This window comes from Wohlfahrtiimonas chitiniclastica DSM 18708, from assembly GCF_000375345.1.
GTDB lineage: Bacteria > Pseudomonadota > Gammaproteobacteria > Cardiobacteriales > Wohlfahrtiimonadaceae > Wohlfahrtiimonas > Wohlfahrtiimonas chitiniclastica.
Genome location: NZ_AQXD01000001.1, coordinates 605,115 through 631,391, shown reverse-complemented (window position 1 = coordinate 631,391; position 26,277 = coordinate 605,115). Strand labels below are relative to the sequence as shown.

At 40.3% G+C, this 26,277-nt stretch carries 22 protein-coding genes; 3 read left to right on the top strand and 19 right to left on the bottom strand.

The window, feature by feature from the left end; translation table 11 throughout:
• The first annotated feature begins 382 nt into the window (after window positions 1-382).
• The 3 genes from ilvD to B143_RS0102915 all read left to right on the top strand — a co-directional run bounded on the left by ilvD (window position 383) and on the right by B143_RS0102915 (window position 5,051).
• A complete protein-coding gene (ilvD, locus tag B143_RS0102935) occupies window positions 383-2,233 on the top strand; it encodes a dihydroxy-acid dehydratase (protein WP_018122141.1) in 1,851 nt (616 codons plus the stop codon).
• A gap of 1,531 nt (window positions 2,234-3,764) precedes the next feature.
• The gene (locus B143_RS0102920; protein ID WP_143695688.1) at window positions 3,765-4,121 is read left to right on the top strand and encodes a hypothetical protein; all 357 of its coding nucleotides are present in this window, start codon (window positions 3,765-3,767) and stop codon (window positions 4,119-4,121) included.
• 669 nt (window positions 4,122-4,790) lie between these two features.
• Window positions 4,791-5,051: a hypothetical protein gene (locus B143_RS0102915; RefSeq protein WP_018122137.1), complete on the top strand. Its 261-nt coding sequence runs from the start codon at window positions 4,791-4,793 to the stop codon at window positions 5,049-5,051.
• A gap of 36 nt (window positions 5,052-5,087) precedes the next feature.
• On the opposite strand, the gene B143_RS0102910 is transcribed toward B143_RS0102915, so the two are convergent.
• The 19 genes from B143_RS0102910 to B143_RS0102805 all read right to left on the bottom strand — a co-directional run bounded on the left by B143_RS0102910 (window position 5,088) and on the right by B143_RS0102805 (window position 26,262).
• The gene (locus tag B143_RS0102910) at window positions 5,088-6,065 is read right to left on the bottom strand and encodes a zonular occludens toxin domain-containing protein (RefSeq protein ID WP_018122136.1); all 978 of its coding nucleotides are present in this window, start codon (window positions 6,063-6,065) and stop codon (window positions 5,088-5,090) included.
• Complete coding sequence (locus B143_RS0102905) at window positions 6,062-6,343, bottom strand: DUF2523 domain-containing protein (RefSeq protein WP_018122135.1); 282 nt, start codon at window positions 6,341-6,343, stop codon at window positions 6,062-6,064. The genes B143_RS0102910 and B143_RS0102905 overlap by 4 nt, the downstream gene beginning before the upstream one ends.
• 2 nt (window positions 6,344-6,345) lie before the next feature.
• A complete protein-coding gene (locus tag B143_RS0102900; protein WP_018122134.1) occupies window positions 6,346-7,452 on the bottom strand; it encodes a virulence factor TspB C-terminal domain-related protein in 1,107 nt (368 codons plus the stop codon).
• A gap of 73 nt (window positions 7,453-7,525) precedes the next feature.
• The gene (locus B143_RS09705) at window positions 7,526-7,732 is read right to left on the bottom strand and encodes a major capsid protein (protein WP_018122133.1); all 207 of its coding nucleotides are present in this window, start codon (window positions 7,730-7,732) and stop codon (window positions 7,526-7,528) included.
• A gap of 187 nt (window positions 7,733-7,919) precedes the next feature.
• Window positions 7,920-9,341, bottom strand: a complete 1,422-nt coding sequence (locus tag B143_RS0102885; RefSeq protein ID WP_018122131.1) for a phage/plasmid replication domain-containing protein — start codon at window positions 9,339-9,341, stop codon at window positions 7,920-7,922.
• Between the two features lie 2 nt (window positions 9,342-9,343).
• A complete protein-coding gene (locus B143_RS0102880; protein WP_018122130.1) occupies window positions 9,344-9,673 on the bottom strand; it encodes a hypothetical protein in 330 nt (109 codons plus the stop codon).
• 124 nt (window positions 9,674-9,797) lie between these two features.
• Window positions 9,798-10,472 (bottom strand): DUF2726 domain-containing protein, encoded by a 675-nt coding sequence (locus tag B143_RS0102875; RefSeq protein ID WP_018122129.1) that lies wholly within the window; start codon window positions 10,470-10,472, stop codon window positions 9,798-9,800.
• Complete coding sequence (gene dnaG / locus B143_RS0102870) at window positions 10,472-12,208, bottom strand: DNA primase (RefSeq protein ID WP_018122128.1); 1,737 nt, start codon at window positions 12,206-12,208, stop codon at window positions 10,472-10,474. The genes B143_RS0102875 and dnaG overlap by 1 nt, the downstream gene beginning before the upstream one ends.
• On the bottom strand, window positions 12,209-12,655 hold the full coding sequence (locus B143_RS0102865) for a GatB/YqeY domain-containing protein (RefSeq protein WP_018122127.1): 447 nt from the start codon (window positions 12,653-12,655) through the stop codon (window positions 12,209-12,211). It lies immediately after the preceding gene.
• Between the two features lie 119 nt (window positions 12,656-12,774).
• Complete coding sequence (locus B143_RS0102860; RefSeq protein ID WP_018122126.1) at window positions 12,775-14,316, bottom strand: YdgA family protein; 1,542 nt, start codon at window positions 14,314-14,316, stop codon at window positions 12,775-12,777.
• Window positions 14,317-14,369: 53 nt separating this feature from the next.
• Window positions 14,370-15,347, bottom strand: coding sequence for a tRNA dihydrouridine(20/20a) synthase DusA (gene dusA, locus B143_RS0102855; protein ID WP_018122125.1), 978 nt, complete (start codon window positions 15,345-15,347; stop codon window positions 14,370-14,372).
• An 85-nt stretch (window positions 15,348-15,432) separates the two neighbouring features.
• The gene (rpoD, locus tag B143_RS0102850) at window positions 15,433-17,316 is read right to left on the bottom strand and encodes an RNA polymerase sigma factor RpoD (RefSeq protein WP_018122124.1); all 1,884 of its coding nucleotides are present in this window, start codon (window positions 17,314-17,316) and stop codon (window positions 15,433-15,435) included.
• Between the two features lie 141 nt (window positions 17,317-17,457).
• Entirely contained in the window at window positions 17,458-18,612 is a 1,155-nt protein-coding gene (gene anmK, locus B143_RS0102845) for an anhydro-N-acetylmuramic acid kinase AnmK (RefSeq protein ID WP_018122123.1), read from the bottom strand.
• Complete coding sequence (gene murQ / locus B143_RS0102840) at window positions 18,612-19,514, bottom strand: N-acetylmuramic acid 6-phosphate etherase (protein WP_018122122.1); 903 nt, start codon at window positions 19,512-19,514, stop codon at window positions 18,612-18,614. The genes anmK and murQ overlap by 1 nt, the downstream gene beginning before the upstream one ends.
• Window positions 19,514-20,038, bottom strand: a complete 525-nt coding sequence (locus tag B143_RS0102835; RefSeq protein ID WP_018122121.1) for a hypothetical protein — start codon at window positions 20,036-20,038, stop codon at window positions 19,514-19,516. Before B143_RS0102835 ends, murQ begins: the two co-directional genes overlap by 1 nt.
• Before the next feature lie 13 nt (window positions 20,039-20,051).
• The gene (locus tag B143_RS0102830) at window positions 20,052-20,615 is read right to left on the bottom strand and encodes a TetR/AcrR family transcriptional regulator (protein WP_018122120.1); all 564 of its coding nucleotides are present in this window, start codon (window positions 20,613-20,615) and stop codon (window positions 20,052-20,054) included.
• Between the two features lie 189 nt (window positions 20,616-20,804).
• Complete coding sequence (locus B143_RS0102825; protein ID WP_018122119.1) at window positions 20,805-24,287, bottom strand: pyruvate carboxylase; 3,483 nt, start codon at window positions 24,285-24,287, stop codon at window positions 20,805-20,807.
• 496 nt (window positions 24,288-24,783) lie between these two features.
• Entirely contained in the window at window positions 24,784-25,803 is a 1,020-nt protein-coding gene (locus B143_RS0102810; RefSeq protein WP_018122117.1) for a branched-chain amino acid aminotransferase, read from the bottom strand.
• A gap of 15 nt (window positions 25,804-25,818) precedes the next feature.
• Entirely contained in the window at window positions 25,819-26,262 is a 444-nt protein-coding gene (locus B143_RS0102805; RefSeq protein ID WP_018122116.1) for a hypothetical protein, read from the bottom strand.
• Window positions 26,263-26,277: the final 15 nt, after the last annotated feature.

The following is a 26,277-nucleotide window of genomic DNA, read 5'->3' as shown; positions in this document are numbered from 1 at the left end:
TAAAAACGATGATCATTTAAATAATTGATCCATTGTAAGATGATCGTATTAGCATTTAACTATTGATGGTTATATTTAATTACAATGAGTTAACAAAGTTTGGCTGTATAGTTTTTGATCACATTTATGGGTGTTGATGCTGATTTTTCAAATACTTTTGATATGAGTCTCAACATTAAATGAAACAAAGTGCCTAGAATACGGCTTTAGAGTTGATTTTCGCTAGATAAGCATGCTATATAATTAGAACCATCATGGAGAGCGCCCAAAAGGCAAAATGGATCAAAACCTAAATTGATCAATGATTTGTGAGTGGCGAATCACTCTAAAATTTTTTAGAGCAGGGAATATTTAATAGAATTTAGAACAGCAGGGAAAAACTATGCCGAAATATCGTTCGCATACATCGACCCAAGGTCGTAATATGGCGGGGGCACGTGCGTTGTGGCGTGCCACAGGAATGAACAATGAAGATTTTAAAAAACCGATCATTGCCGTTGTTAACTCTTTTACGCAATTTGTGCCAGGACATGTGCACCTGAAAGATTTAGGTCAAATGGTGGCGCGTGAAATTGAAAAAGCCGGTGGCGTTGCCAAAGAATTTAACACCATTGCCGTGGATGATGGCATTGCAATGGGACATGATGGGATGTTGTACTCTCTGCCCAGCCGTGATTTGATTGCGGACTCTGTAGAATATATGGTCAATGCCCACTGCGCAGATGCCATGATCTGTATTTCAAACTGCGATAAAATCACCCCAGGCATGTTGATGGCATCGATGCGTTTGAATATTCCCACCATTTTTGTATCAGGTGGCCCGATGGAATCAGGGAAGCTCACTTGGAACAATGAAAAATTGCGCCTTGATCTTGTCGATGCCATGGTAATGGCGGCGGATGATCGCGAAGCAGATGATAAAGTTCAAGCCATTGAAGAAAATGCATGTCCAACGTGTGGCTCATGTTCAGGGATGTTTACGGCAAACTCCATGAACTGCTTAACGGAAGCCTTAGGTTTATCTTTACCCGGTAATGGCTCACTCGTTGCCACGCATAAAAATCGTCAAGAACTCTTTTTTGAAGCGGCGCGCCTCATCGTAAAAAACACGCGCGATTATTATGACAATGATAATCATCAAGTATTGCCACGTTCGATTGCCTCGTTTAAAGCTTTTGAAAATGCCATGATGCTTGACATTGCCATGGGCGGATCGAGCAATACTGTGTTGCATTTATTAGCGGCTGCCCATGAAGCGGGTGTTGGTTTTACCATGCAGGACATTGATCGATTGTCTCGCAAAGTACCACATTTATCTAAAGTGTCTCCATCCACCAGCCGATATCATATGGAAGATGTGCATCGCGCAGGCGGCATCATTGGTATTCTAGGTGAATTGGCGCGCATGAATTTATTGCATACCGATTGCCCAACTGTGCATGCTCCAACATTGAAAGATGCCATTGAGCGTTGGGATGTGATGACGCAACAGGATGAAACAATTAAACATTTTTATCAATCAGCACCAGGTGGCGTACGCACCACAGAAGCGTTTAGCCAAGATCGTTACTTTGAATCATTAGATACAGACCGTGAAAATGGCTGCATTAGAAGTGGTGAACATGCTTACAGCCAAGATGGTGGCATTGCCGTATTGTATGGCAACTTAGCAAAAGATGGCTGCATTGTGAAAACGGCGGGTGTGGATGATTCCATTTTAAAATTCACAGGTCGTGCACGTGTGTATGAAAGTCAGGATTCTGCCGTTAAAGGTATTTTAAACGATGAAGTGAAAGCCGGTGAAGTGGTGATCATTCGTTATGAAGGCCCAAAAGGCGGACCCGGCATGCAAGAGATGTTGTACCCAACGTCTTACTTAAAATCCAAAGGGTTAGGGAAGGCTTGTGCATTATTGACAGATGGCCGATTCTCTGGCGGAACTTCTGGTTTATCCATTGGTCATGCATCGCCAGAAGCAGCGGATGGTGGCATCATTGCCATTGTGGAAACAGGCGATGAAATCATCATTGACATCCCTGAACGCAAAATCCATTTAAATGTATCGCCTGAAGAGATTGACGCACGATTGGCGACTCAAGCACAAATGGGATTTGTGCCTAAAGAAGTGCGTACGCGTAAAGTATCCCCAGCGTTACAAGTATATGGTGCACTGGCAACCTCAGCTGCATTTGGCGCGGTGAGAGATGTGAGTCGTTTAGCTAAATTAAAATAAATTTCTGAGCCCATGAAAGTGGGCTTTTTAATGGGCATTAAACGACTGACCGTCGGTCAATATTATTTATAATATCAAATCAACAAAAGTCATCATTCTTCAAAGCCCAAATAAAATATCAACAAATAATTACCCCCACATGTCACGATCTAAATGATCATGCAAGTGAATAGGGTGGATAAATATAATCTTTTAATATGGATGGACAATTTTAAGAGACTGGCTGAATCATTATCTCATCTAGCTAAAACATCAATCTATAACTTAGAAGTTAAAGGAAATGCAGCGTGATTAAAATATGGTATGATGATCGCCGTTATTTTAGTACAGAGATATCAATGCCAATATTAAGTGAGCAATTAAAATTAAGCTGAATTAAACTGTTGGGAATATTCAGGGTAACCAACTGACCGTCGGTCAATAGCGTTTGTTAAAACATTAAACCTCACCAGCATTGATCTTAAATTCCACCATCTGAAATAAAGCCTAAAATCATTAAAATAAACATTGAATAGGGCAGAATGCTGTATATAAAAATGTAATCGTACGCGCGTAGAATTCATCAATGTGCCTCCTAGGTCACTTCTAGAAAAACTGAGCACATATGTTTGAGGCTAAAAATCATCCAGATTTCATACACAGTTAACCGATTGGCAAATTGAGTGTGAAATATTGTGTGGGATTTATGATCGCCATGAAATGAAATGCAATCACACTTTAAGAATGATCATTTTTGGTATGATGAGATTAAAGGTGAATCTTGATGAATATGATGAGTGTAATAATAAGAGCGGTAAATATTTTTTAATGTAGAAATCATGAATCAAGGGCAATCACGCATATAAATATAATTTAACATAATATATAGAAGTGGAAATTGTGGTTATATAATTTCAACTGATTCAAAACTAATTTCACATTGTATATCGTATGAAATATACGTCAATATATGAAACATAAAATTTATGTTCTCATATCTCATATTCAATGATCAATAAATTATAACCTATATAATCATACTGACTTATTGAATTGGAGAACTCGAAATGCTAATACCCGTTAAAAAGACACCTGAACGGAGTACCATCGGAGTTACAAAAAACGAGATTATTTTTTTAAAAGATTGCTGTGAAACGATCAAAAAGAAAACCAACAATGAATATGAGATTTCGTGGAGTGAATTCGCCAAGTACGTCATGATGAATTATGCTGAAGAAGCTATGCAAGATATTATTTTCAAAATTAGAGATACAGAAAATGAAAGTTAGAGACTTAATTTTTATATCCGAGTTGGATCAGTTTAGTGTGGCATATCAACTCAATATTAGTTATAGCTATTTGAGTGAGATAAAAAATAAAAAACTCAGTGGACTCTCTAGAGATCTACGCTTAAAAATTGAGTTATTCATTATCAAGAATAACTTACAAGAAAAAATCGAGCAGAAATATTTAGAACTTAAAGAAGGTTCAAAGCCACCTTTTCTATAATGCCCTGTTCCCTACCCAATCTTTTAAACATCGTGTTAAAATTGTGTTTCAGTTTCAAAATGGGAAAAAAGGACGGTATTACTATAACCGTCCTTATGGCATCGTCATATCATTCAAATACGGAGCAAAAGTTCAAATGCTTTTTATGAATCCTGATAAATTATTTCTAATGTTTGTTCTTTTAGGAATAGCAGCAATAATAATTACAATCATTGCTGGGTATTTTATTCTTAAAGCCCTAAATAAATGGGAAGAAAAAGAAGAAAAATATCGTAATAAACCAAAAGAAATCATTATTACAATTCGACGTGAAGATGATAAAGAGAAAATTATAGAAGAAATTGTTAAATCTGAAGTAAATAATAATTTAACCTTTAGAGATAGATCACAACGCCGATAATCTTATATTTAGATTTTTTCTGGGGGAATCGCTACGCGACCGAGCTGCCTACTGAGCTAATTTTATTCGCTAAATTTCTTTGCGATTGGAACCCTGATTATTGAAACGCTTGCTGACAATAATTGCTGAACCCACTCTGAACAAATTACCTAGTCGGACGCTAATAAAATGGATCTCATCCAAGTATGGCGGCATCTCTTTCCCTAAAAACCTAGATTACGGCTAGCGCTCACTGTAGTACTTGTGGTTTCCGTATTTTCTTAACGCGTTTATATTATAGATGCAATGTGTTCTTATTCCGTCTGTTTCTCTTGCTTCACTACAGTTATCGGAACAAACTACGCCCCCAAAAAAACAACGGTAAAGGCTACGCCCTCCATAAAAATAATTTTTTTATTTAGATGCCAGTCTACAAGATGACAAAAAGTGTCGCTTGTTATGCCTGTGTCTAAATAAATAAAGTGCAAAAATTATTTTTATTTCGCCATTGTTTTTTTGTTGTCGGTTTGTTTACCGATCTGTAGGCGAAGCGAGAAACTAACGACGGAATAAGGAACGACAGCCGCAAAAGTATATAAACGCTAAAAATACTGATGCAGCAGGCTCGCTCCAAATCTTCAACAGAATAAGGTTGAATCTCGCCACAACATACTAAATGAGGAAATAAAAATGCACATGAACACAAACATAGAAATTGAAACACTATATCTAATCTTAGATAAAATCGACATTTGTATAAAGCTTATGAAAGATACGCCTATAGATGATATTACTAGAAATCAATTTATGGGTATAGCCATTGGTATGGTTAAAACATTGTGGCAGTTGGGGATTATAGATGATAGGCAATTACTTTATATTGAAAGCTGCATAAGTAGTGCAACTAACATAGATACTGACATCTTAGGAAACTTCCACAAATTCAAATAATTTCAAGCCCCTAAAAATATTGGGGCTTACTTAATCTCATACCTTTCGACTATTGCCAGATCGTTGTTGGATCACTCGTGGTAATGGTGATTTAATGGCATCACGACATACTTTGTTTTCAAGTTCAAGCGTATACCCTGCTTCACTAAAACACATACATTTATTCCGATAACTTACACAACCGCTAACAGGTATGGCTTCTGGAACTGCTGAGAAAGCATAAATTCTTTCGGGTGTTGTTTCAGCCAAATAATTAGTTGGTGGTGGCGTATAACCCCCGACCGTCGCCGGCACATTGTGCGTCGGCTTGACGGTCGCGGGGGTGTTAGGTTCTTGTGTTGCTAATGAATGTATCTCGTTGCCTGCCAACATTGACAATCCATCATTATAAAAAACTTTATAAATTAAATAACCAATAGCCATCAATATAAAAAAACTTAACGTTGCCAGCTTTTTTGGTACTTTAAATTTATACGTATGTACTGATGCAGACTTATAATATTTATAAAGACTTTTATCATATTTCCAAAAGTAAGAATCAGCGCGTTGTTGCTCTGCCCTATCATTTGGATTGTCACAAGTATGTGACCATGTATATTTCATGGCACCTGATACACCACGAGCACGATATAAATGAATATGTTCACCAACTAATTTACGAATATGATGATGGACAAATGTTGGTGCTTGAGTAATAAAAATTAAATCATGCCCTGTATGTCGATGGGTTTCCATGGCTGTCAATCTTTCATCTTCAACTTTGCCACGCTTGGCATCACTTGGATATAAATGTGGCTGCTGACATTCATCATAAATCACTAATGATCCTTCAGGTGTCTTTCTCCAATCATCGGGAGCATCATGTAAATATACTCCTGTTGGATCAATTAACTCTTTTTGTAAACCTGAAATATTTGTGTAAACCATTCTTTTTTCAGCAATAGCTTTAAGAATTATTGCAATTGCTGATAATGTCTTTCCTGATCCAGGAACCGCAGTAATTAATGTGATCATGGCTTAACACCTAAAACAACCATACCCGCACGAATGGTAATGGTTGTTAATAATGCAGAAAAAACTATAGAAATAGCAGTATCAACTTCAGCAAGACGTAGTATTTGTAATAATGAAGTTGGTAACTCTGATAAATACTGTGTCATGAAATTCATAGCCTTTTCAATGTACTTATCTACTTGCGTATAGGTAAAAAATCCTAAACCAAATCCAGCAAATACACGTAATACAACACTAGATAAAACCCATACTAAAATACCTTGTAAGAAAGTTTGCATTATTATTTCCTCAATCCCATGACAATATAAATGGCTGACATATAAGCAGATGCTATAACCAAGTACCCCATGATTTCGGCAAATTGGCAGAAAATATCAAATGGTATAGGGATTTGATATTTGCCTAAATTTAAAACATAAGGTTCAGGACATGTCTTAGCGACACCCAATTGGAAGCGGTATGTGCGATCCAACTGATTTATATCTTTTTCGTTTACCAACCCAGCTAATCCACTATCTAATAATGAGTTAGCCTCATGCCCTAGTCTTAATCCCTCTTTTTCCATTTCTCCTTGGGTGCTTAACCACCATTGATTAATTTTCCCCTCTAGAGATTTACCCTTAGAATCTAAAGCATTTTCAATAGCTTGTTGAACTTCAGATTGTGATAGTCCCTTACCATTACCATTACCATTACCTGTTGGGGCATTGCCATTATCACTACCATTTTCTGATCCTGTATTATCTCCTTTGCCCGAACCAGAATCCCCATCTTCTCCATTTTTACTATCATCATTTGGATTAGATGGAGTATTTGGGTCAGCCGTCCCTCCGGATTCGGGTGGATGGTTATAAGTAATCCAAATATCAGGATCATCACATGCCCAAAACTCTTGCTTATATCTTGATTCACCTTCACCCTGTGCATCACCAATAATAACCCATGAAAATCCATGATCTTTTCCAGATTTACAATTATTCCAATCAGTTAAATCAGGCTTTGGATCAACAGATATAGAACAATAAAGAGACTTAGTTTCTTTCTGTTTATAAATCAAAGACTGACGACCAAGATGAGAATGATGAGTATTTTTTGTATTAATACAAGAAACAGCGTCATCACTTGGTTTTAACTTAGATAATGGAGGCTCAAAACGACCAAAAGACGCACCAAGTTTTTCTAATCTTTCCTGACATGCTAAAGTCATTGCAGCTACGTCAATTTCCTTAGTTTTAGTCTTAACAATAGAATAAATAGAATCACCATCTTTGACACAAGAGCCAAATCGCTCATTACAAGATTCAATAGAACAAGACTTTTCTTGTGCTGTAGCAAAACTTATGGCAATAAAAAGAATGGCAATACAAAACCGATATAAATTAACCATATAAATTCCATATTCATAAATTCATTCCTAAAAAAAGGGGGACACAAAGTCCCCCCAATCCCACCGATACAAATTAAAAAAAGCTTGCTTTTAACCAACGAAAGCCCATGACAACAGCTGCCATAATTACTAATGCAACACCTACGGATTCCAAGTTGGTTTGGACAGTGGATAATTGAGCATTAATTTTTCCCATCATGGCTGAATCATCAGCAAGCGCAAAAGAACCCATTGAAGTTACCGCAACGCCTAAAACAACACCTTTAATTTTCTTTAACATAAAAATATTCTCTAACGTTTATTGATAATAAATCTAGCAAGTGTTTTAAATCCCCATGCTACCAATGTGATTAGAAACAATTGCCAACCAATTTCTGAACCCATGCCTGATGGCAAACCATTCAGAATATTTGTGTTCTGGATCCAAGAACGACAAATTTCATTAACGACTTCTGTACATACATAAGTCATAGATTCCTCTTGTTTTCTTTATGTATTTCATATAGTTTTCGCATTTCATACCTGCGTTTTTCTTCAGCCTTCCTTTCAGCGATTGCTTGATAGTTAGGCTTTGATAAATCGATTTGACGGAATTCTTGAGTTGGTACACATTTGAATGTTGCTTCATTAATATCTTTACGAGTTGGCAGGTGCTCGAGTAAATTAATGACGTTCATTTCTGGCAATGAATCAATATTCACATGTAATTTATAGTTTTCTGGACATGACAACGGTTTAACATCAAAACGATTGATTAAGGAACGGGCTTCAATGGATACCCCTTCAATAAATCTTTCAGAAATATCAATGCCACTAATTTCTAAAATTTCATTTCGATGGCGGTAAAAAGTGGTCTTAGACATAATGCGACGATCTTGCAAGTCCAAACCTGCTTTCCACATACTAATAGTTTTGATATGTTTCTTTTCTGTGAATACTTGTAATGGATCAAAATACTCAAGGTTCTCCTGTGGGAAATTGAGTAGTTGATCTATTTTCTCTTTTGCGTACCTTGCCAGTTTCGCCATAGTAACTTGCTCCAAATCTCTTAATCCAGAATCCGCCAAAGTTTTTCTATCTATTTCAGTTTCAATACGAACAACGCCATGTTTTTTGGCATATTGATAAGCAAATGATTTTTCTAAGGATTCTCTATCTTTTGTTTTACAGTGCGCCATTAATTCTTCATGCTTTACATAAGCTTTTGTGAATAATCGACCACCTTTTCTGCCCCATTGTGCAGAGCTGCGACCACTTACAGACTTGCTCACATGAGAAATTGAACGAGTTTGTAAATAGTCCACAAGATATTGAGCATTTTCTGGCGACCCTGTTGCAAAGTTTACGTTCACATCGCAACGGGTAATAACGGCACCATATAAACGAGAGCGGATTAATCTTCCATCTCTCAATGATGGATAACAATTTGTTTTGCCAAAAGTAAAAGCAGGTAAACCAAATTTAGCTAGGATTTTATTTGCCTTTTGGATGGTCTCACCAAATGACAAATTAAATAAGTTGTCTCTACGACCAAAGCGACCAATATTGCCCGATAAAAAGACACGCGTGCCATCACAAAAAAGCATTAAACGTGTTGAGTGTGAACCTTCGACAAGATATTTTTTATAAGAGCGCCAAAGTTCTTTATATTCCTGACCATCATGCCAGTGGGTATTTATTTCAGTTTCACCCTTATGGAATTCATCAGAGTATGAGTCCAAATCTTCAAGATTTAAAAGCATACCATTATTAATTTTGCGCAACTTCCCTGCTTTATCATGGTGATCCTGATAAATCGTTAGCCAATCAACATTTAAAGTTTGCTCTAATAAAGATAGAGGGAATTTTGAATTGTCTATTGGATCAATGGTTAAAGCAGGGATAGTCATGATTATGCCGCTGCCTTTTCTTTAGGTAAAACTTTAAGTCCTACAAACTTAATGCCCGGTCTACCTCTAGATAGATATGTTTCTTCTAGGAATTCGCAAGTTGCAGGAAAATCTTGTCCATTGACAGAAGTAATAAAAGCATCTAATTCCTGTTTATCTCTAAAGAACATAGAGACAGTATCAACACATTGCCCAAATTGTAGATTACTGAACTTTTCCCCATAGGTCTCATTTTTTTCTTTGATGCAATAAACGCTGGCGGAAAAGAAAGGGCTATTATCTTTTGATTTGATGCCCCAAATCGGTTCGACGCCTAAAACAAGTGCTCTCATACTCTAACCTCATCAAGTTAATAAAACTTGAATCAGTCAAAATTACTCAACACAAATAAACATAAAATATATAGAAGTGGAAATTATATCTATATTGAAATCTAGGGCTTTATGGCTGTATAGATTATGATGACTGAGATAAATACATTTGCATGGCTTCATCAATTTTCTGGATCACATGATTTTGATATGTTATAGATCCAGATCGATTCCAGCCATTCGTATCCACATTGATCACATCAATGCCCACAGAATTTAAGATCATGGTTTTGGTATCATCAAATTTATCATGATGTCCATTGCCATTGATTTCGATCACAGCCACAACATTGTGCTGCAAATCCGTGAGCACAAAATCTGGACGCAAACCTTTTTGTAACTGTAAAACATAATCTGCATTTGTGGTTTCTTCAATGAATGCCATCAATGGCACCTGCGGATAAACATGCAGCGGAATTTTATTGTAACGCAAAATATTTTGTACGCGCTCAAATGCAATCGTTTCGCCAATATTCATCAAACCACGTTTTTCAAAGGTGGCAACTTTAACCGCAGCTTCCCTTTTAGCCTTTTCAGTAAACACTTGCTGTTGATCTTTAAAAGTCGGATATTCACGCGCTGTTTTGTCTGATTTTGCTTGTGGCTTTTTTTGCGGGACTTTCTCTGTAACGGTCGGTTCGATCCGTTTTGATTTTTTGGGTGTGCGATTTTTAGGCAGCACGGCGACCACAAGAATTAAAACGAAGAATATTGCAGCACCGATGGCGCTTGGGCTAAATTGACTGAATAAATTAAGCATTAATTAAGTTTCAATAATTTGAGTTCTTCATCACTCAATGGTAAACCTTGGGCGAATTTTGCCAACACTTGTTTGCGTGGATCCACACGTTTCGCCAAACGGCGCATAGCATCAGTGTATTCTGATTGATGCAATTGAGGATCAAGCATGTGATCAAGCACACTTAAAGATTCAACATATTGAATCCATGGTTGATGTTGAAAGCGGCTAAGCAATTGCGCTGCTGTTTTGATTTCAGGATAATCAATGATTGTGGTGATGAGTTGATATAAAACTTTAGCGCCTTTTTCCTCACTATCCAGTAAAAATTCATAATTATGAATCGTTTTTGCCAAATTTAGGTTATTTAATAGTAAAACAATGCCGCGCTCAACTAAGTTTTGACCTTGAGGTTGTGCCATTTTGCGTCTAACGGGTGTTGCCACAACACCAGCGCTGACATGTTTCTCTAAAATGCTTGCAGACACATTGGCTTTTTTGCCAAGTTCAATGCGTAATAAATCTCGCAGTGGAATGTCTGGCATTGAATTGATCAACGCGCCCATATCCGTCAAAAGTTGCGAGCGCCCTTCAATGCTTTCTAATGAATAACGCTGTTCAAAATGGTGAAAGAGATATTCGCTCAATGGCAATGCATTGTTCACTAAGTCTAAAAATGCTGCTTGTCCATGGGCTTTTAAGTAACTGTCCGGATCATGGCGATCGGGTAAAAAGAGAAATTTAATCTCTTTATCCACATTCATTACAGGCAACGCATTTTCCATCGCTTTATAGGCAGCCTTCTGCCCTGCCTCATCGCCATCAAAACAGAAAACAATGGAGTGCGTATAACGAAATAAATTGGCCACTTGTGTATTTGACATCGCTGTCCCAAGTGTTGCCACCACATTTTGAATGCCAAAATGTGACATCATCACCACATCCATGTAGCCTTCCACCACAAGGATTTCATTGTAATTGCGCACATCACGTCGCAATTCATACAATCCATAAAGCTCTTTGCCTTTATGGAAAACAGGCGTTTCTGGGGAGTTTAAATATTTCGGTTCACCTGTACCAATGATTCGACCGCCAAACGCAATGGTTTGCCCTTTGCGATTGCGGATCGGAAACATCACGCGATCACGAAAACGATCATAAAAGTGATTGACTTTATTTTGTGCAGGAATGATGAGCCCTGCTTCTTCCAATGTTTTTTCGCTTGCGCCTTTTGACTTTAACGTCATCAATAAAGCATTCCAGCTGTCTGGCGCAAAACCAATGTTAAAGCGCGCAATGTCTTCGCTGTTTAAATCACGATTGGTCAAATAATCTCGTGCATGCTGATGATTGGGCTTTGCCAATTCACGCTGAAAAAATTGATTGGCTTCTTCCAATGCCGTTAATGTGGTTTGTGTCCGCTTTTCTGCTTCTGGCGATACATTTGATCGTCGTTCATATGGCACCACCATGCCTTCATGATGGGCTAAGTATTCAATGGATTCGACAAACTCAAGTTTCTCATACTCCATTAAAAAAGTGACCACATTGCCCTTCGCGCCACAGCCAAAACAGTGATACAACTGTTTACTTTGATTGACCATAAACGATGGCGATTTTTCTTGATGAAACGGACAACATGCCTTAAAGCTGTTGCCCATTTTTTTCAGGGATACGCGCTGATTGATGATCTCAACAATATCAACGCGCCCGATGACTTCATCAACAAATTGATTGGGAATGTAGCCTTTACTCATTTATGGGTTCAAAGCTGCTTTTAACAATTTGCTCACAACGCCCATGTCAGCTTTACCTTCTAATTGTGGCTTTAACATGCCCATGACTTTACCCATGTCTTTCATGGTTAAAGCACCTGTCGCTTTAATCGCTTCGCTGATGGCAGCTTCTACATCTTCTTGGCTCATTTGCTCTGGCAAATATGGCATGATGATGGACAATTCAGATTCTTCTTGCGCCACTAAATCTAATCGTTCAGCTTTTTGGAATTGATCAATGGACTCTTTGCGTTGCTTAACCATGCGCACTAAAACAGCAGTGACGGCGGCATCATCCATCTCAATGCGTTGATCCACTTCCACTTGTTTGATTTCTGCACTGATTAAACGCAAAGTGGCGAGTTTTTCTTTGTTTTTCTCACGCATTGCCGTTTTGATGTCTTCCATGATTCTAGCTTTTAAGCTCATTGCTTTACTCCTTCTCAAAAACAATATTATAGAACGATTCTGTGAAGTTAGCAGAAAAAAAGCCCTCGGTTGAGGGCTTTTGCTTAAACTTTCTGCGCTAATGCTTATGGATTAAGCATTTATTGGAATGCTGCAAAAATTTCTGCCGTGGTTAATTTTTTACCGTTGATGTTCCAAGTCCCTTGTTTGAATTCAATGTCCATGAACAATGTTCTTTCTTTGTACTCAAGTGGAGAGGCACCTAATTGTGCTGATTGCATGCCCACTAACATCATCACCATTTGAATGGCACCTTGCACATCTTTTTTCGCAGATGCAGTATCTTGGCCATCTAATGTTAAGAATTTTTCATACTGAGCAATGATGTAATCTTCCGTCACTTTACCTTTGAAAGAGAATTCATGAATGAATGCATCGATTAAATCTACAGGTGATTGATTTTCAACCATGGCTTCAATGGCTTCAGGACCTTCTTGCAATAAGGCCACTAATTTTTCAGAAGGTTGGAAAGCAATGCTCGCTTTTAATTCATCGCCAATGGTTAATTTGTTTTCAAAGCTCATGTTCAAACGGGTATCTTTAGTGAACAAAGAGGCAATCGTTTTTAAAAATTCTTGCGCTTCTACTTCGTTCATGTCAGATGGATCTTGTGAAGATAATGCGTTTGCTTGTTCAATTAAAGCCTTCCAATTTTTGATGTTTTTGATGCCTTTGATGTTGGTATCAACAGAGATGGCGCCAAAATCAAGCTTTGGAGATTGATCTTTAGTCACCGCAACATTACCAACATGATAAGCGACGTTGCCTGAGAGTAAACCTTTCTCTTCATAAATACCACTTTTCGCTTCAATTTTAGACACATCAAACTTGAAGGTTTCAACATTGTCGCTGTTTTTATTCGTGGCAGACATGGCAAGATTGCCCAATGAGGCAACCGTTTCATATTTTAATGGGCTTGCTTGATAGTTCGTTGAAGACACCAATTTTGTTAAATCAATGTTTGCATCCACTTCTTTGGCCAATTCACCGGTGGCTTTAATCTGAATGCTTTTGCCTTCAGAACCCGATTTCAATGCCGTCAAATCTGTATAATCTTTATTGAAGTTTAACACAATGTCATTGGTGAAATCATTGAGTGTCAATTCAGCAATGGCCACATCGCTCAATAATACAGGCACCGTGTTTTTTGCCATTTTCACATTGTAAGAAAATGTTTTGGCTTTTTCATCTAATGTGCCTTCATAATCTGCATTGGCAAATAGGTTGTTTAATTTAACCGTTTCACCTGCCGCTTCTACATCAATGACCACACCACCATTGGCCTGCCCTTTGATTAAAGCGCGACCATTTTCTGGGTTGTATTTTGCTAAATCAACATTCGCTTGAGAGGTGATGTTGTATTCAATCGATGCTGCATTTTGTTGATCGGTATAGGTGAATTGATCTTGTAAGGAAACTTGATCATTCACATTGCTAAAGTTTGCTTCATATGCCACAGCACCTGTGCTAAATTCAGTGGATTTGTTGATCACTGTTTGTGTTGCAGCGAGGTAGTTTTGTTCAAAAGTTTTGAATTTATCGGCATTTGAAAGATTGCTAGACTCATCAGAGCAACCATAAATGATCAAAGGTAAAGCGACAGCTAAAATTGTTTTTTTCATAGTATGTTATTTCCTTGGTTAAATCGCGTCATATCATATCACAATGAAAATCATTATAAAATTCTATCGAAGGCTTTTTTCACAGCGTCTTCAAACACGGTAAAATCCGCATCATCTTTAAACATATTTTCACTGAGGTGGCGGCGCCATTGGCGACTTTTTGGGTAGCCATTAAATAGTCCAAGTAAATGGCGGCCAATGTGATGAACCCTAACGCCTGCAGCCAATTCAGATTCCACATAAGGCTTTAATGCAGCTAAAACATCAAACGGCGATTGATCAGAGGCTTCATCCCCAAAATAAAGATGGTCCACTTCATTCATTAAAAAGGGCGAGTGATACACGGCGCGCCCAAGCATGACACCATCAAGATTGTTCATAACACTTAATCCCTGCTCTGGCGATTGAATGCCACCATTTAAGATTAGCATCAATTCTGGAAAATCGTGCTTTAACTGATACACGCGATCATAATCTAATGGTGGAATCTCACGGTTCTCTTTAGGCGATAAACCAGATAGCCAAGCTTTACGCGCATGAACAGTGAAAGTTTTGCATCCTGCTTGACTCACCACATCAATAAAACGATGCACAAAGGCATAATCATCCTGATGATCAATGCCAATACGGTTTTTAATGGTGACAGGAATATTGACAGCGCTTTGCATGGCATCAAAGCACTCTGCCACCAATTCAGGCTCAGTCATCAAACACGCACCAAAGCGACCTTTTTGCACACGGTCAGATGGACAACCACAGTTTAAATTGATCTCGGTATATCCATAATCTTCTGCAATTTTAGCCGCTGTTTGTAAATCTTTTGGATCTGATCCACCTAATTGTAATGCAATCGGCGATTCTTTGGCATTAAAACGCAAATGCATGTCTGTATCCCCATGCAAAATGGCACCAGTGGTCACCATTTCTGTGTATAGCAAGGCTTGTTTGCTCATCAAACGGTAAAAATAACGACAATGGCGGTCGGTCCAATTGAGCATCGGCGCAACACTGAAACGGTGGTAATGGTTCATAACTCTATAATCTCGGGGAATATTAAAAAGTAAAACCTCTTAAAAGTTTAAGAGGTTTTCAAGACATTAAGCAAATAAGTGAGGCTTATTCATTGTCCATAAAGCTGCGTAAGCTTTCAGAACGGTTCGGATGACGCAATTTTCGAAGGGCTTTGGCCTCGATTTGGCGAATACGTTCGCGCGTGACATCAAACTGTTTGCCCACTTCTTCTAAGGTGTGATCCGTGTTCATGTCGATACCAAAACGCATGCGAAGTACTTTTGCCTCTCTTGGCGTTAAGGTTTCTAACACTTCACGGGTGGCTTCACTTAAACCCACGCTGGTGGCCGCTTCTAATGGAGAGACCATGCCTGTATCTTCAATGAAGTCACCTAAATGTGAATCTTCATCATCACCCACAGGTGTTTCCATTGAAATGGGTTCTTTAGCAATCTTCAACACTTTACGAATGCGGTCTTCAGGTAAACCCATCGCTTCTGCGAGTTCTTCTGGCGTTGCTTCGCGTCCCATGTCTTGCAACATTTGTCGAGAAATACGGTTTAACTTATTGATGGTTTCGATCATGTGCACAGGAATACGGATGGTGCGCGCTTGATCGGCGATTGAACGCGTGATCGCCTGACGAATCCACCAAGTGGCATAGGTTGAGAATTTAAAACCGCGGCGATATTCAAATTTATCCACCGCTTTCATCAAGCCAATGTTCCCTTCTTGAATCAAGTCGAGGAACTGCAAACCACGGTTGGTGTATTTTTTCGCAATCGAGATCACCAAACGTAAGTTCGCTTCGATCATTTCACGTTTTGCACGTTTTGCTTTCGCTTCATTGATGGAGATTTCACGGTTGATCTCTTTAATCTCATAAATGGCTAAGCTGTTGGCTTTTTCAATTTTTGCCAATTGTGTTTGAATCTCAAAGATGGCATCTTTGTGCTCTTCGATGGCTTTGGCATATTTGTGCTTGCTGTTGATGACTTCTTCGACCCACTCTTTTTTCGTTTCATTGCGTGGGAATGTTTTGATGAATGCATCGCGCGGCATTTTACAAGTGGCGATACAGATTTTCATCATTTTACGTTCTAATGGACGAATGCGATCAATGGTCTCTTTTAATAAAGCCACCATATCTTCTTGCATTTTTGGCGCCAATCTAAACTCGATGAATTTTGATTTTAAACGCTCTTGGGCATCTAAAATTAAAGCATCGATGTTTTTCTTGCGTTTGTTACCACGAAGGGCATCAATTTCTGCAATGATGGCTTTGAGCTCTGCAATTTTCTCTGCAAAGATCTCTTTATTTGGGCCAGTTTCAGCAGAAGCGGCGCTGCCACCTTCGGCTTCTTCATCATCTTCAAGATCATCAGCTGGCGCTTCATCATCCACAATTTCTAATTCTTCATCGTCTTTATCTTCGGCGATTTCAGAATAATAGCTAGGATCCACAAAGCCGGTGGCAATGTCGCCAAGGCGCTGATCTGTTTCTAATGTTTCTTCATAACGGCTGATCAAAAGATCAACCGCAGGATAGTAATTCGCTAAGTTTAATAATGCGCTGTTTAAACCTTCTTCGATGCGGATGGCGATTGATTTCTCTTCATCACGAGACAATAAATCTACAGTACCCATTTCACGCATGTACATACGCACAGGGTCAGTTGTGCGACCAATTTCACTGCTGTCGATGTTGACCAATACCGCGGCCGCTTCATCAACGGCATCATCATCTGAGCCGATGGAGTCATTCGTTAATAACAAGCTGTCCATATCTGGCGCTTCGTCACTCACCTTAATGCCCATTTCAGAGATCATGGCAATGATGCTTTCGATTTGCTCAGGATCGATGATATCTTCAGGAAGGTGATCGTTGATTTCAGCATACGTCAAGTAACCTTGCTCTTTACCTTGAGCAATTAACTCTTTAATTCGTGCTTGTTGTTCTTTAACTGTTAAAGCATTTTGCTTACTCATAATGAATTCCGATAACCCCAAAAATGTAAAAAACGCAATATAATATTATACCATATTTCATATCGCATAATAAAAGCCACAACGTTAATTTATGCAGCTTCCCCCACTATGATCAGCATAATGGTGATACTTTTAATAATTTCAATCCCCCCAAGGGTTCAAAGTGATGTTGCCCAAAATCATACTGTGCGCGGCGCCTGTGGCGGTGGTTAAATTGCTTGGCTGACGATTGAGGGTTTGATGCCCAAGCACGGCAAAAGCCACCGCTTCTTTTGCATCGCTATTGAGTCCAATGTCCTCTTGCGTCTTCACTTTAAGCATAGGCAAATAATGCTCAATTCGTGACACAAGATATAAATTATATGCGCCGCCTCCAGCAATGATGAGTTCATCATCCGGATTGAGTGCCAGTTTGGGTTGAATGAATTGTTTAACTGCATGGGCAATACTTTTTGCGGTTAATTCTGTGAACGTTGCGATGACATCGTCTGCTTGATTCGCATACTGCTCGCAAATGGATTGAATGTGAGTTTCTCCAAACAATTCTCGTCCTGTGGCTTTTGGCGGTGCTTCTTTGAAATAGGGATCATTCATCAAATCGTTCAATAATTCAGGGATCACTTGCCCACGGGCGGCGATTTGTCCTTGGTCATCATACGGCAATTGATAGAAATATTGCATTGCGCCATTGATCATCATATTGCCTGGGCCTGTATCAAAGGCAAAGACTTCATCCATCGTACAGTTTTTTGGCAATACGGTAATGTTGCCTATGCCGCCAATGTTTTGTAATAAGCGATTGTGTGTGGTGCTGCGCAATAATAGATATTCAGTATAAGGCACCAATGGCGCGCCCTGCCCGCCGGCCATCATGTCCATCGGGCGAAAGTTTGAAATTACCGTTGTATGATGATCATACGCTAAGGGTGCCGGATCCCCAATTTGTAAAGTTGAGGCGCAATATTCATCTGTCGCTTTTGGGATGTGATAAATGGTTTGCCCATGCATGGCGATAAAATCGAGCGGCGCTTTAAAATCATGATCCTTCAATAAACGACTGACAGCTTCACTGTATAATTTGCCAAGTTCAAAGTTTAACGCACAAAGCTCTGCCACATTTGAAGTTTCTGGATGACTGACGCGCAGTACGGCTGCTCTAATGTGTTCATCGTATGGATAGCTGTCATAATGAATGAGCGTGCATTGTGTGGATTCATTGACGCCTTCAATCTCCACTAAAGCGACATCAACGCCATCTAATGATGTGCCAGACATGATTCCGATACCATATGCCATTATTTTGCCTCTTTTAAAAGAACCGCTAAGCGCTCTTCTTTTGCCAATGCGGATTGCGCTTCTGCATAACTCATCTTTTGTAGATGCATGAGCAGTGCTGTTTTCACATGGTGATGTGCACGCTCTAATAAATCATGGGCGGCGATTTCATCAATTTCTAAAATGCTCATTAGCATATTGAGCGCACGCTGATGTAATTTCTCATTGGTGGGTTTGACGTCCACCATAACATTGCCATACGTTTTGCCCAATTGAATCATGCTACAAGTGCTGAGCATATTGAGCACCATTTTTTGTGCACTGCCCGCTTTTAAGCGCGTGGATCCTGTAATCACTTCAGCGCCGGTTACAATGGCAATCGGGTAATCGGCGGCGCTTAACATGGGATTATTCTCTGTACAGGTCACGGCAATGCTTTTTGCACCGATGGCTTTGGCATACTCTAAGCCACCTAAACAATATGGTGTTCGCCCGGATGCTGCAATTGCACATAGAATGTCTTTGTCATTGAATGCCACGTGCTTTAAATCTTCAATGCACAATTCGCGGCGATCTTCTGCATTTTCCACAGGATGACGAAGTGCTCGATCACCACCTGCAATGATGCCCATCACTTTTTCTTCCCCAACGCCAAAGGTGGGTAAACATTCTGAGGCATCTAACACACCTAAACGACCGGATGTGCCTGCACCAATGTAAATCAATCGTCCTCCTGATTTTAAAGCGGCGACAATCCCATCAATGGCATGGCTGATGTTTTCACTGGCGTTGGCAATCGCATCGATCACAGTTTGATCTTCTTGATTCATGGTTTTGACCATTTCAAGTGTACTCATGGCATCGATGTTTTGGGTTCTAGGGTTGTGCTGCTCTGTGGTCAGCCTATGGATGGCAAGCGTCATTAGAATACGGCTCCTGGTTTGGCAAAAATAAGTTGAGCACGGCGAATGCACGGCGTTTGAGGTTTATCCGCGCATTCATAAATTCTGATCCACAATTTACGTGTGGGAATGAACTCACTTGGATTTTTGCCTTCAAAGTAATGAATGGGCAAACCATTGGCTTGCTGGCGTGGGAACCATGCGGCTTCAAATCCGCGTAAACGTTCAATGGCTTTTACAAAGGGTTTGACTGGCTCTGTAAAATATAAGGTTAAGATGCGTGTGCCGCGATTGGCGCTGTATTCAAATGTGGGTTGATCGGCATCGTTTGTTAAATGCTGAGTGGATTCATAAATGGCACCCCTTCGCGGCGATTTCCCCCAAGTGATGCCCAAATATTGCTGTGCATCATCTTTGGTAAATCCATATTGATCCCCATTTTTGGCAGCCGCTAAACGCATGAAGCTTTTCATTTCATGGCTTAAAGGCTCAGCAAAGCTTATGGATAATTGACCTAACATCAACAACGCGGCGATGATTCGCATCGATTCTCCCTCATTATGAAACCATTTTGATGAAGACATCATAAAGGCGCTCTGTCATCCCTTCAAGTTCTTCAAAGCTTTTTTCACGGCATTCATCAAAGGCTAAATTGATGCCTTGATAAATCAAGAGCGCCACTAAATCTGGCGAGGCAACATGCCAAGCTTGGACTTCATTGCCCGTTCGTAAAAATTCCTCTAAAAAGATGATGACACTTAAATGCTCGCGGCGTTCGTCTAAATAATATTGCTGCTGAAACAATGCAATGTGCTCTGCCCGATGCTCATAATAATGGACAATGCTGCCCTGGCACCATGCGCGAATCTTACCATGCCAATCGCTGTGTTTGCATTGCCCCATGTAATCATTGGTCAGTGATAAATAGCTTCGAATGTATTTTGCGCGAAGTTCTAGGATCAAATCCTCTTTAGATTGAAAGTAATGGTAAAAGGTGCCCTTTGCGATATTGACGGCTTTAACGATCTCATTGACGGTTGTGTCTTTTAAACCGTATTGAATGAATAAGCGTAATGAGACATCCATAATTTCGGCATGCCGTTCATCATATGTTTTTGCCATGGTGATGTTCCTATTGTGTGCGTGGATGTGAATAATTTTTTAAATTATATTGACCGGTAGTCAGTCGGTAAAGTATATCTAAAACCCCATCCCTTTGGCAAATCTTTTCAGACTCAAATAAAAAAAGATCCCCCGATTGCTCAAGGGATCAACAACTCAAACTTATTTAAAGTTTTAGTTAAGGATTCATTATTCGATTACGATCAATAAGTCGCCAGATTCCACAGTGTCGCCCACTTGCACGTACACTTGCTTGACCACACCCATTTTCTCAGATCGTAGGATCGTTTCCATTTTCATCGCTTCCATGGTGAGTAATGCATCGCCTTCTTTCACATTATCCCCAACTTTCACGCGCATTAAACCGATCATTCCTGGCATTGGTGCACCGACGTGATGATTGTTGCTTGGGTCGGCTTTTGCTTTCTTCGCAGCTAAACCTTCCACACCTTTTTTCGGTGTTTTAAAGATGCGCTGCTCACCGTTGAGCTCAAAGTACACTTGGCAATCACCATTGTTATCAGGTTCAGAGGCAACAAGGTAGCTGATCAATAGATCCTTACCCTTCTCGATCTGTACGCTGAAGGTTTCATCTTCTGCCATTGGGTAGAAGAATTGCTTCGTAGGAATGATGGACACATCACCATATTCATAACGGAACTTCACAAAATCTGTAAAGACCTTCGGATACATGATGTATGATGCCAAATCTGTATCAGAGACATAGTATTTAAACTTCGCTGTCAATTCTGTGCGCAATTGATCAAAATCCACGGGCGGCAATTGGCTGCCTGCATTTTGAATCTCTGGTGCTTTGCCTTGTAGAATTTTATCTGACAATGCTTTCGGTAAACCGCTTTCAGGAATGCCGAGCTCACCATTGAATAAACCTGTCACAGATGCAGGGAAAGCAATTTCACGGTTAGGATTGACCACATCTTCTGGCGTTAAATCTTGCGTCACCATCATCAATGCCATGTCGCCCACGACTTTAGAGCTTGGCGTCACTTTCACGATGTCCCCAAAGAGCGTATTGACATCCGCATAAGCTTTGGCCACTTGATCCCAACGAGATTCTAAGCCTAAGCTGCGCGCTTGTTCTTTCAGGTTCGTGTATTGTCCACCGGGCATTTCATGACGATAAATGTCTGATGTGCCTGAGCGCACGCCAGATTCAAACGGCGCATAGTAAGAACGCACGCCTTCAAAATATGTGGAGATTTGCGTAATGGCATCATAATCAAACTTAGGATCACGGTCGGTGTATTCAAGGGCACGTAAAATCGAACCCATTGGCGGTTGGCTCGTTAAGCCTGAGAAACTGTCAATGGCGCAATCCACTGCATCCACACCAGCTTCTACCGCAGCCAATACGCTTGCCCCGGAGATGCCTGAAGTGTCATGCGTATGGAAATGGATCGGTAAACCCACTTCTTCTTTCAATGCTTTCACCAATTGACGCGCCGCCGGTGCACGGCATAAGCCCGCCATATCTTTAATGGCAATGATGTGCGCCCCTGCTTTTTCAAGCTCTTTGGCCAATTTCACATAGTATTCCAATTGATACTTCGGACGCGCGGCATCATGAATGTCAGAGGTGTAACAGATCGTCGCTTCACACAATTTGCCGGTATCGATGATGGAATCCATACAAAAACGCATGTTATCGACAATGTTCAATGAGTCAAACACACGGAAAAGATCAATCCCTTTTTTCGCCGCTTGTTCCACAAAGAACTGAATGGCATTGTTTGGATAACTGGTGTAACCGACACCATTGACGCCACGGATCAACATTTGCAATAAAATGTTGGGCATGGCTTCGCGCATTTTTTCCAAACGATCCCATGGATCTTCGTTCAAAAAGCGCATGGCAACGTCAAATGTAGCACCACCCCAACATTCCATGGAGAACATTTTTGGCAATAATTTTTGATAATAAGACGCAATTTTTAATAAATCATGGCTGCGTACGCGAGTTGCAAATAAAGATTGATGTGCATCACGCATCGTTGTATCGGTGATGAGCACCTCTTTTTGATTGAGCATCCAATCGCTGAAGCCTTTTGCACCGAGCTCATCTAAAATGATGCGCGTGCCTTTAACTTCTTCCACATCTTCTTTCGGTTTTACCGTTGGTAAAACTGGCGTCACAAAGTGCTTAGGAATGTCACGACCCGCCACTTCAGGATTGCCATTCACTTGAACTTCAGATAAATATTTTAATAAATAGCTCGCACGGTCACGGCGTACAGGGAATGTGAACAGTGAGGGCGTTTCGTCAATAAAGCGCGTGATGCATTCGCCATTAATGAACAATGGATGATTGATCACATTTTCAACGAACAATAAGTTTGTGGCCAAACCACGCACACGGAATTCACGCAATGCGCGATCCATACGCTCAATGGCTTCTGCCGCGCTTCTGCCCCACGTGGTGACTTTGACAAGGAGTGAATCGTAATAAGGTGTGATCACTGCGCCAGCATAGGCTGTACCGCCATCTAAACGAATGCCAAAGCCCGCAGGCGAACGATACGCATTGATGACGCCATGATCGGGCACAAAGCCATTGGCAGGATCTTCTGTCGTGATGCGGCATTGTAACGCAGCACCTGTCATCTTGATGCCATCTTGTGTCGGCACTTCTAACAATGCATCCCCAAAGGTTAAACCTTCAGCAATGCCAATTTGTGCTTTAACAATGTCAATGCCTGTGATGGCTTCTGTCACAGTATGTTCAACTTGAATGCGAGGGTTCACTTCAATGAAGTAGAATTTATTGGTGTCCGCATCCATCAAAAACTCAACGGTTCCTGCATTGACATAACCGGCTGTTTGACCAATTTTTACGGCATAACCACACACTTCTGCACGCAATGCATCATCTAAATAAGGGGCAGGCGCACGTTCCACCACTTTTTGATGGCGGCGCTGAACGGTACAGTCACGTTCAAATAAATGCACGATGTTGCCAGCGGCATCCCCAAGGATCTGCACTTCCACGTGGCGTGCACGCACCACTAATTTTTCAAGGTAGACTTCATCATTGCCAAAGGCGGCTTTTGCTTCACGGCGCGCCACTTCAACGGCATCTAAAATTTTATCGGCAGATTCCACCACGCGCATACCACGGCCACCACCGCCCCAGCTTGCTTTGAGCATGACAGGGTAACCGATGGTTTCGGCGATTTTTAAAATTTCTTCGTTATTGTGTGGTAATGGCTCAGACGCTGGCATCACAGGCACGCCTGCTGAAATCGCTAAGTTACGAGCAGAGACCTTATTACCTAAAAGCTCCAAAATACGCTGTTCTGGACCAATGAAGATAATGCCATTCTCTTGACAGGCTTTTGCTAAATTTGGATTTTCTGCCAAAAAGCCATAGCCTGGATGGATCGCATCGGCGCCTGACTCTTTAGCAATGCGGATGATGTCCTCAATGTCTAAATATGCTGCTAATGGTGGTTTACCTTGGCCCACTAAATAGCTTTCATCTGCTTTATAGCGGTGAACCGCTTTGATGTCTTGCTCAGAGTAGATCGCTACAGTATTAATGCCAAGTTCAGAGGCTGCGCGCATGATGCGGATCGCAATTTCTGAACGGTTAGCAACCAGTATTTTTTTAATCTTACGTTCTGTTTGTAGATCAGATGCTGCTTGAATACCCATAACTCGCCCTTATCAATGTAATTATTTTAATCACAATAAATTCTCTTAAAAGATTTTTATTGCTCTACTTTTATAATGGACTTTTTCGAAAGATTCAATCCTTAAATGCCTCCTTTTGATTGAAGCGCACATTTGCCCATGTCAATCAAAAAGTAGTAAAGATGTAATGTTTCATCTAGGGCAACGAAAAATATTGGCTCATCTTCGCCGTTTTTCATTAACGTAATTAAACGATCACAGCGCCACCATTGAATCGACTATTGCCATTGAATTAGAAACATACAGCGATTGTGTAAAGTTTTGTAGGAGCAAAATCGCCCCGAATCATTGATGTAAACAGATGTATGGGCGCGGCATATCTTCATCCACATTCGTCAAAAATTTCATCATTTTTAGCCATCAATCGCCGCCAAATCTTGACCAAAATTGTATAAAAATAAATCAAAAAAGCTGACCATTTGGCCAGCTTTGACATTCATTGCGCAATTTTTTTAACTTAAACTTTTACAATCCAACCTTCAGGGGCTTCGATGTCACCAAATTGAATGCCCACCAATTCATTGTATAATTTCTCTGTCACAGGGCCCACTTCTGTTTCGCTGTAAAAAACGTGGAAATCATCTTCAATTTGAATGCCACCGATCGGAGAGATCACAGCCGCTGTACCACAAGCACCCGCTTCTGCAAATTGATCTAACTCATTGACATACACATCCCCTTCAATCGCCTCCATGCCTAAACGCTCTTTAGCAATGTGCAACAAGGAGTATTTTGTGATGGATGGCAAAATAGAAGGTGACACAGGCGTCACAAATTTATTGTCATGCGTGATGCCAAAGAAGTTTGCTGAACCCACTTCTTCAATCTTTGTATGGGTTGCTGGATCTAAATAGATACAATCTGAGAAATTACGCTCATGCGCTTCATAACCTGGCAATAAACTTGCCGCATAGTTACCACCCACTTTGGCAGCCCCTGTACCCATTGGCGCTGCACGATCATAATCAGAGACAATAAAATTCGTTGGCGCTAAGCCACCTTTAAAATAAGGACCCACAGGCATACAGAAAATCGTGAAGATGTATTCAGGTGCAGGTTTAATGCCAATGTTTGCCCCAACGCCAATATAAAGCGGACGCAAGTATAAGGTTGCCCCTTTACCATAAGGCGGTACAAAATCTTCATTTGCACGCACTACGGCTTTCACTGCTTCTACGAACATCTCTTCAGGAATCTCTGGCATACGAAGACGACGCGCACTCTCATTCATACGACGCGCATTTTCATACGGACGGAATAAGTTAATGCTGCCATCTTTCGTGCGATACGCTTTTAAGCCTTCAAAACATTGTTGGCCATAATGAAGCGCCGTGGAGCCTTCATGAATTTTTAAATACGGATCATCCGTTAAATCACCTTTTTGCCACATGCCATTTTCATGTTTAGCCACAAAACGGTATGGCGTTTGAATATAACTGAATCCTAAATTATCCCAATCAATTGTATTGTTTGACATCTTTCATCCTTTGTTCTAACTATATTGTGGTAAATCATCACTGTCATAATGATGATCTGCCAAATTCTCTTTGATGGTCACCTCATTAATGGCCAAACCGATATCTGTAAATACCAGCGCATTAATATGTTTAATATATTTTTCCAGTTCTGCATAGGGGATTTGAAAGTTTTTTTGCACCGCTTCTACAGAATGCAATTTTGTCACTGAATCTTCCACCTCTTGAAAGGTTTGACCATACTTCGTGCTGTCAAGCAAAACGGCTTTACACGTCACATAGTCCGCTTCAAAACTCACAAAGCCAAAGCCAATCAGATAATATTGATCCATATTGATGCCTTTTTCGCGGCACAAAGCCACAAGGCTAGAAATACGACCTTCCCAATCAATCTCGATGGCACCTGCTAAGTCGCTATATTTTGTTTTTGTTGCAGGATTTGTCAGGGGCAGTTTTTTCATACGCGTACGATCCTC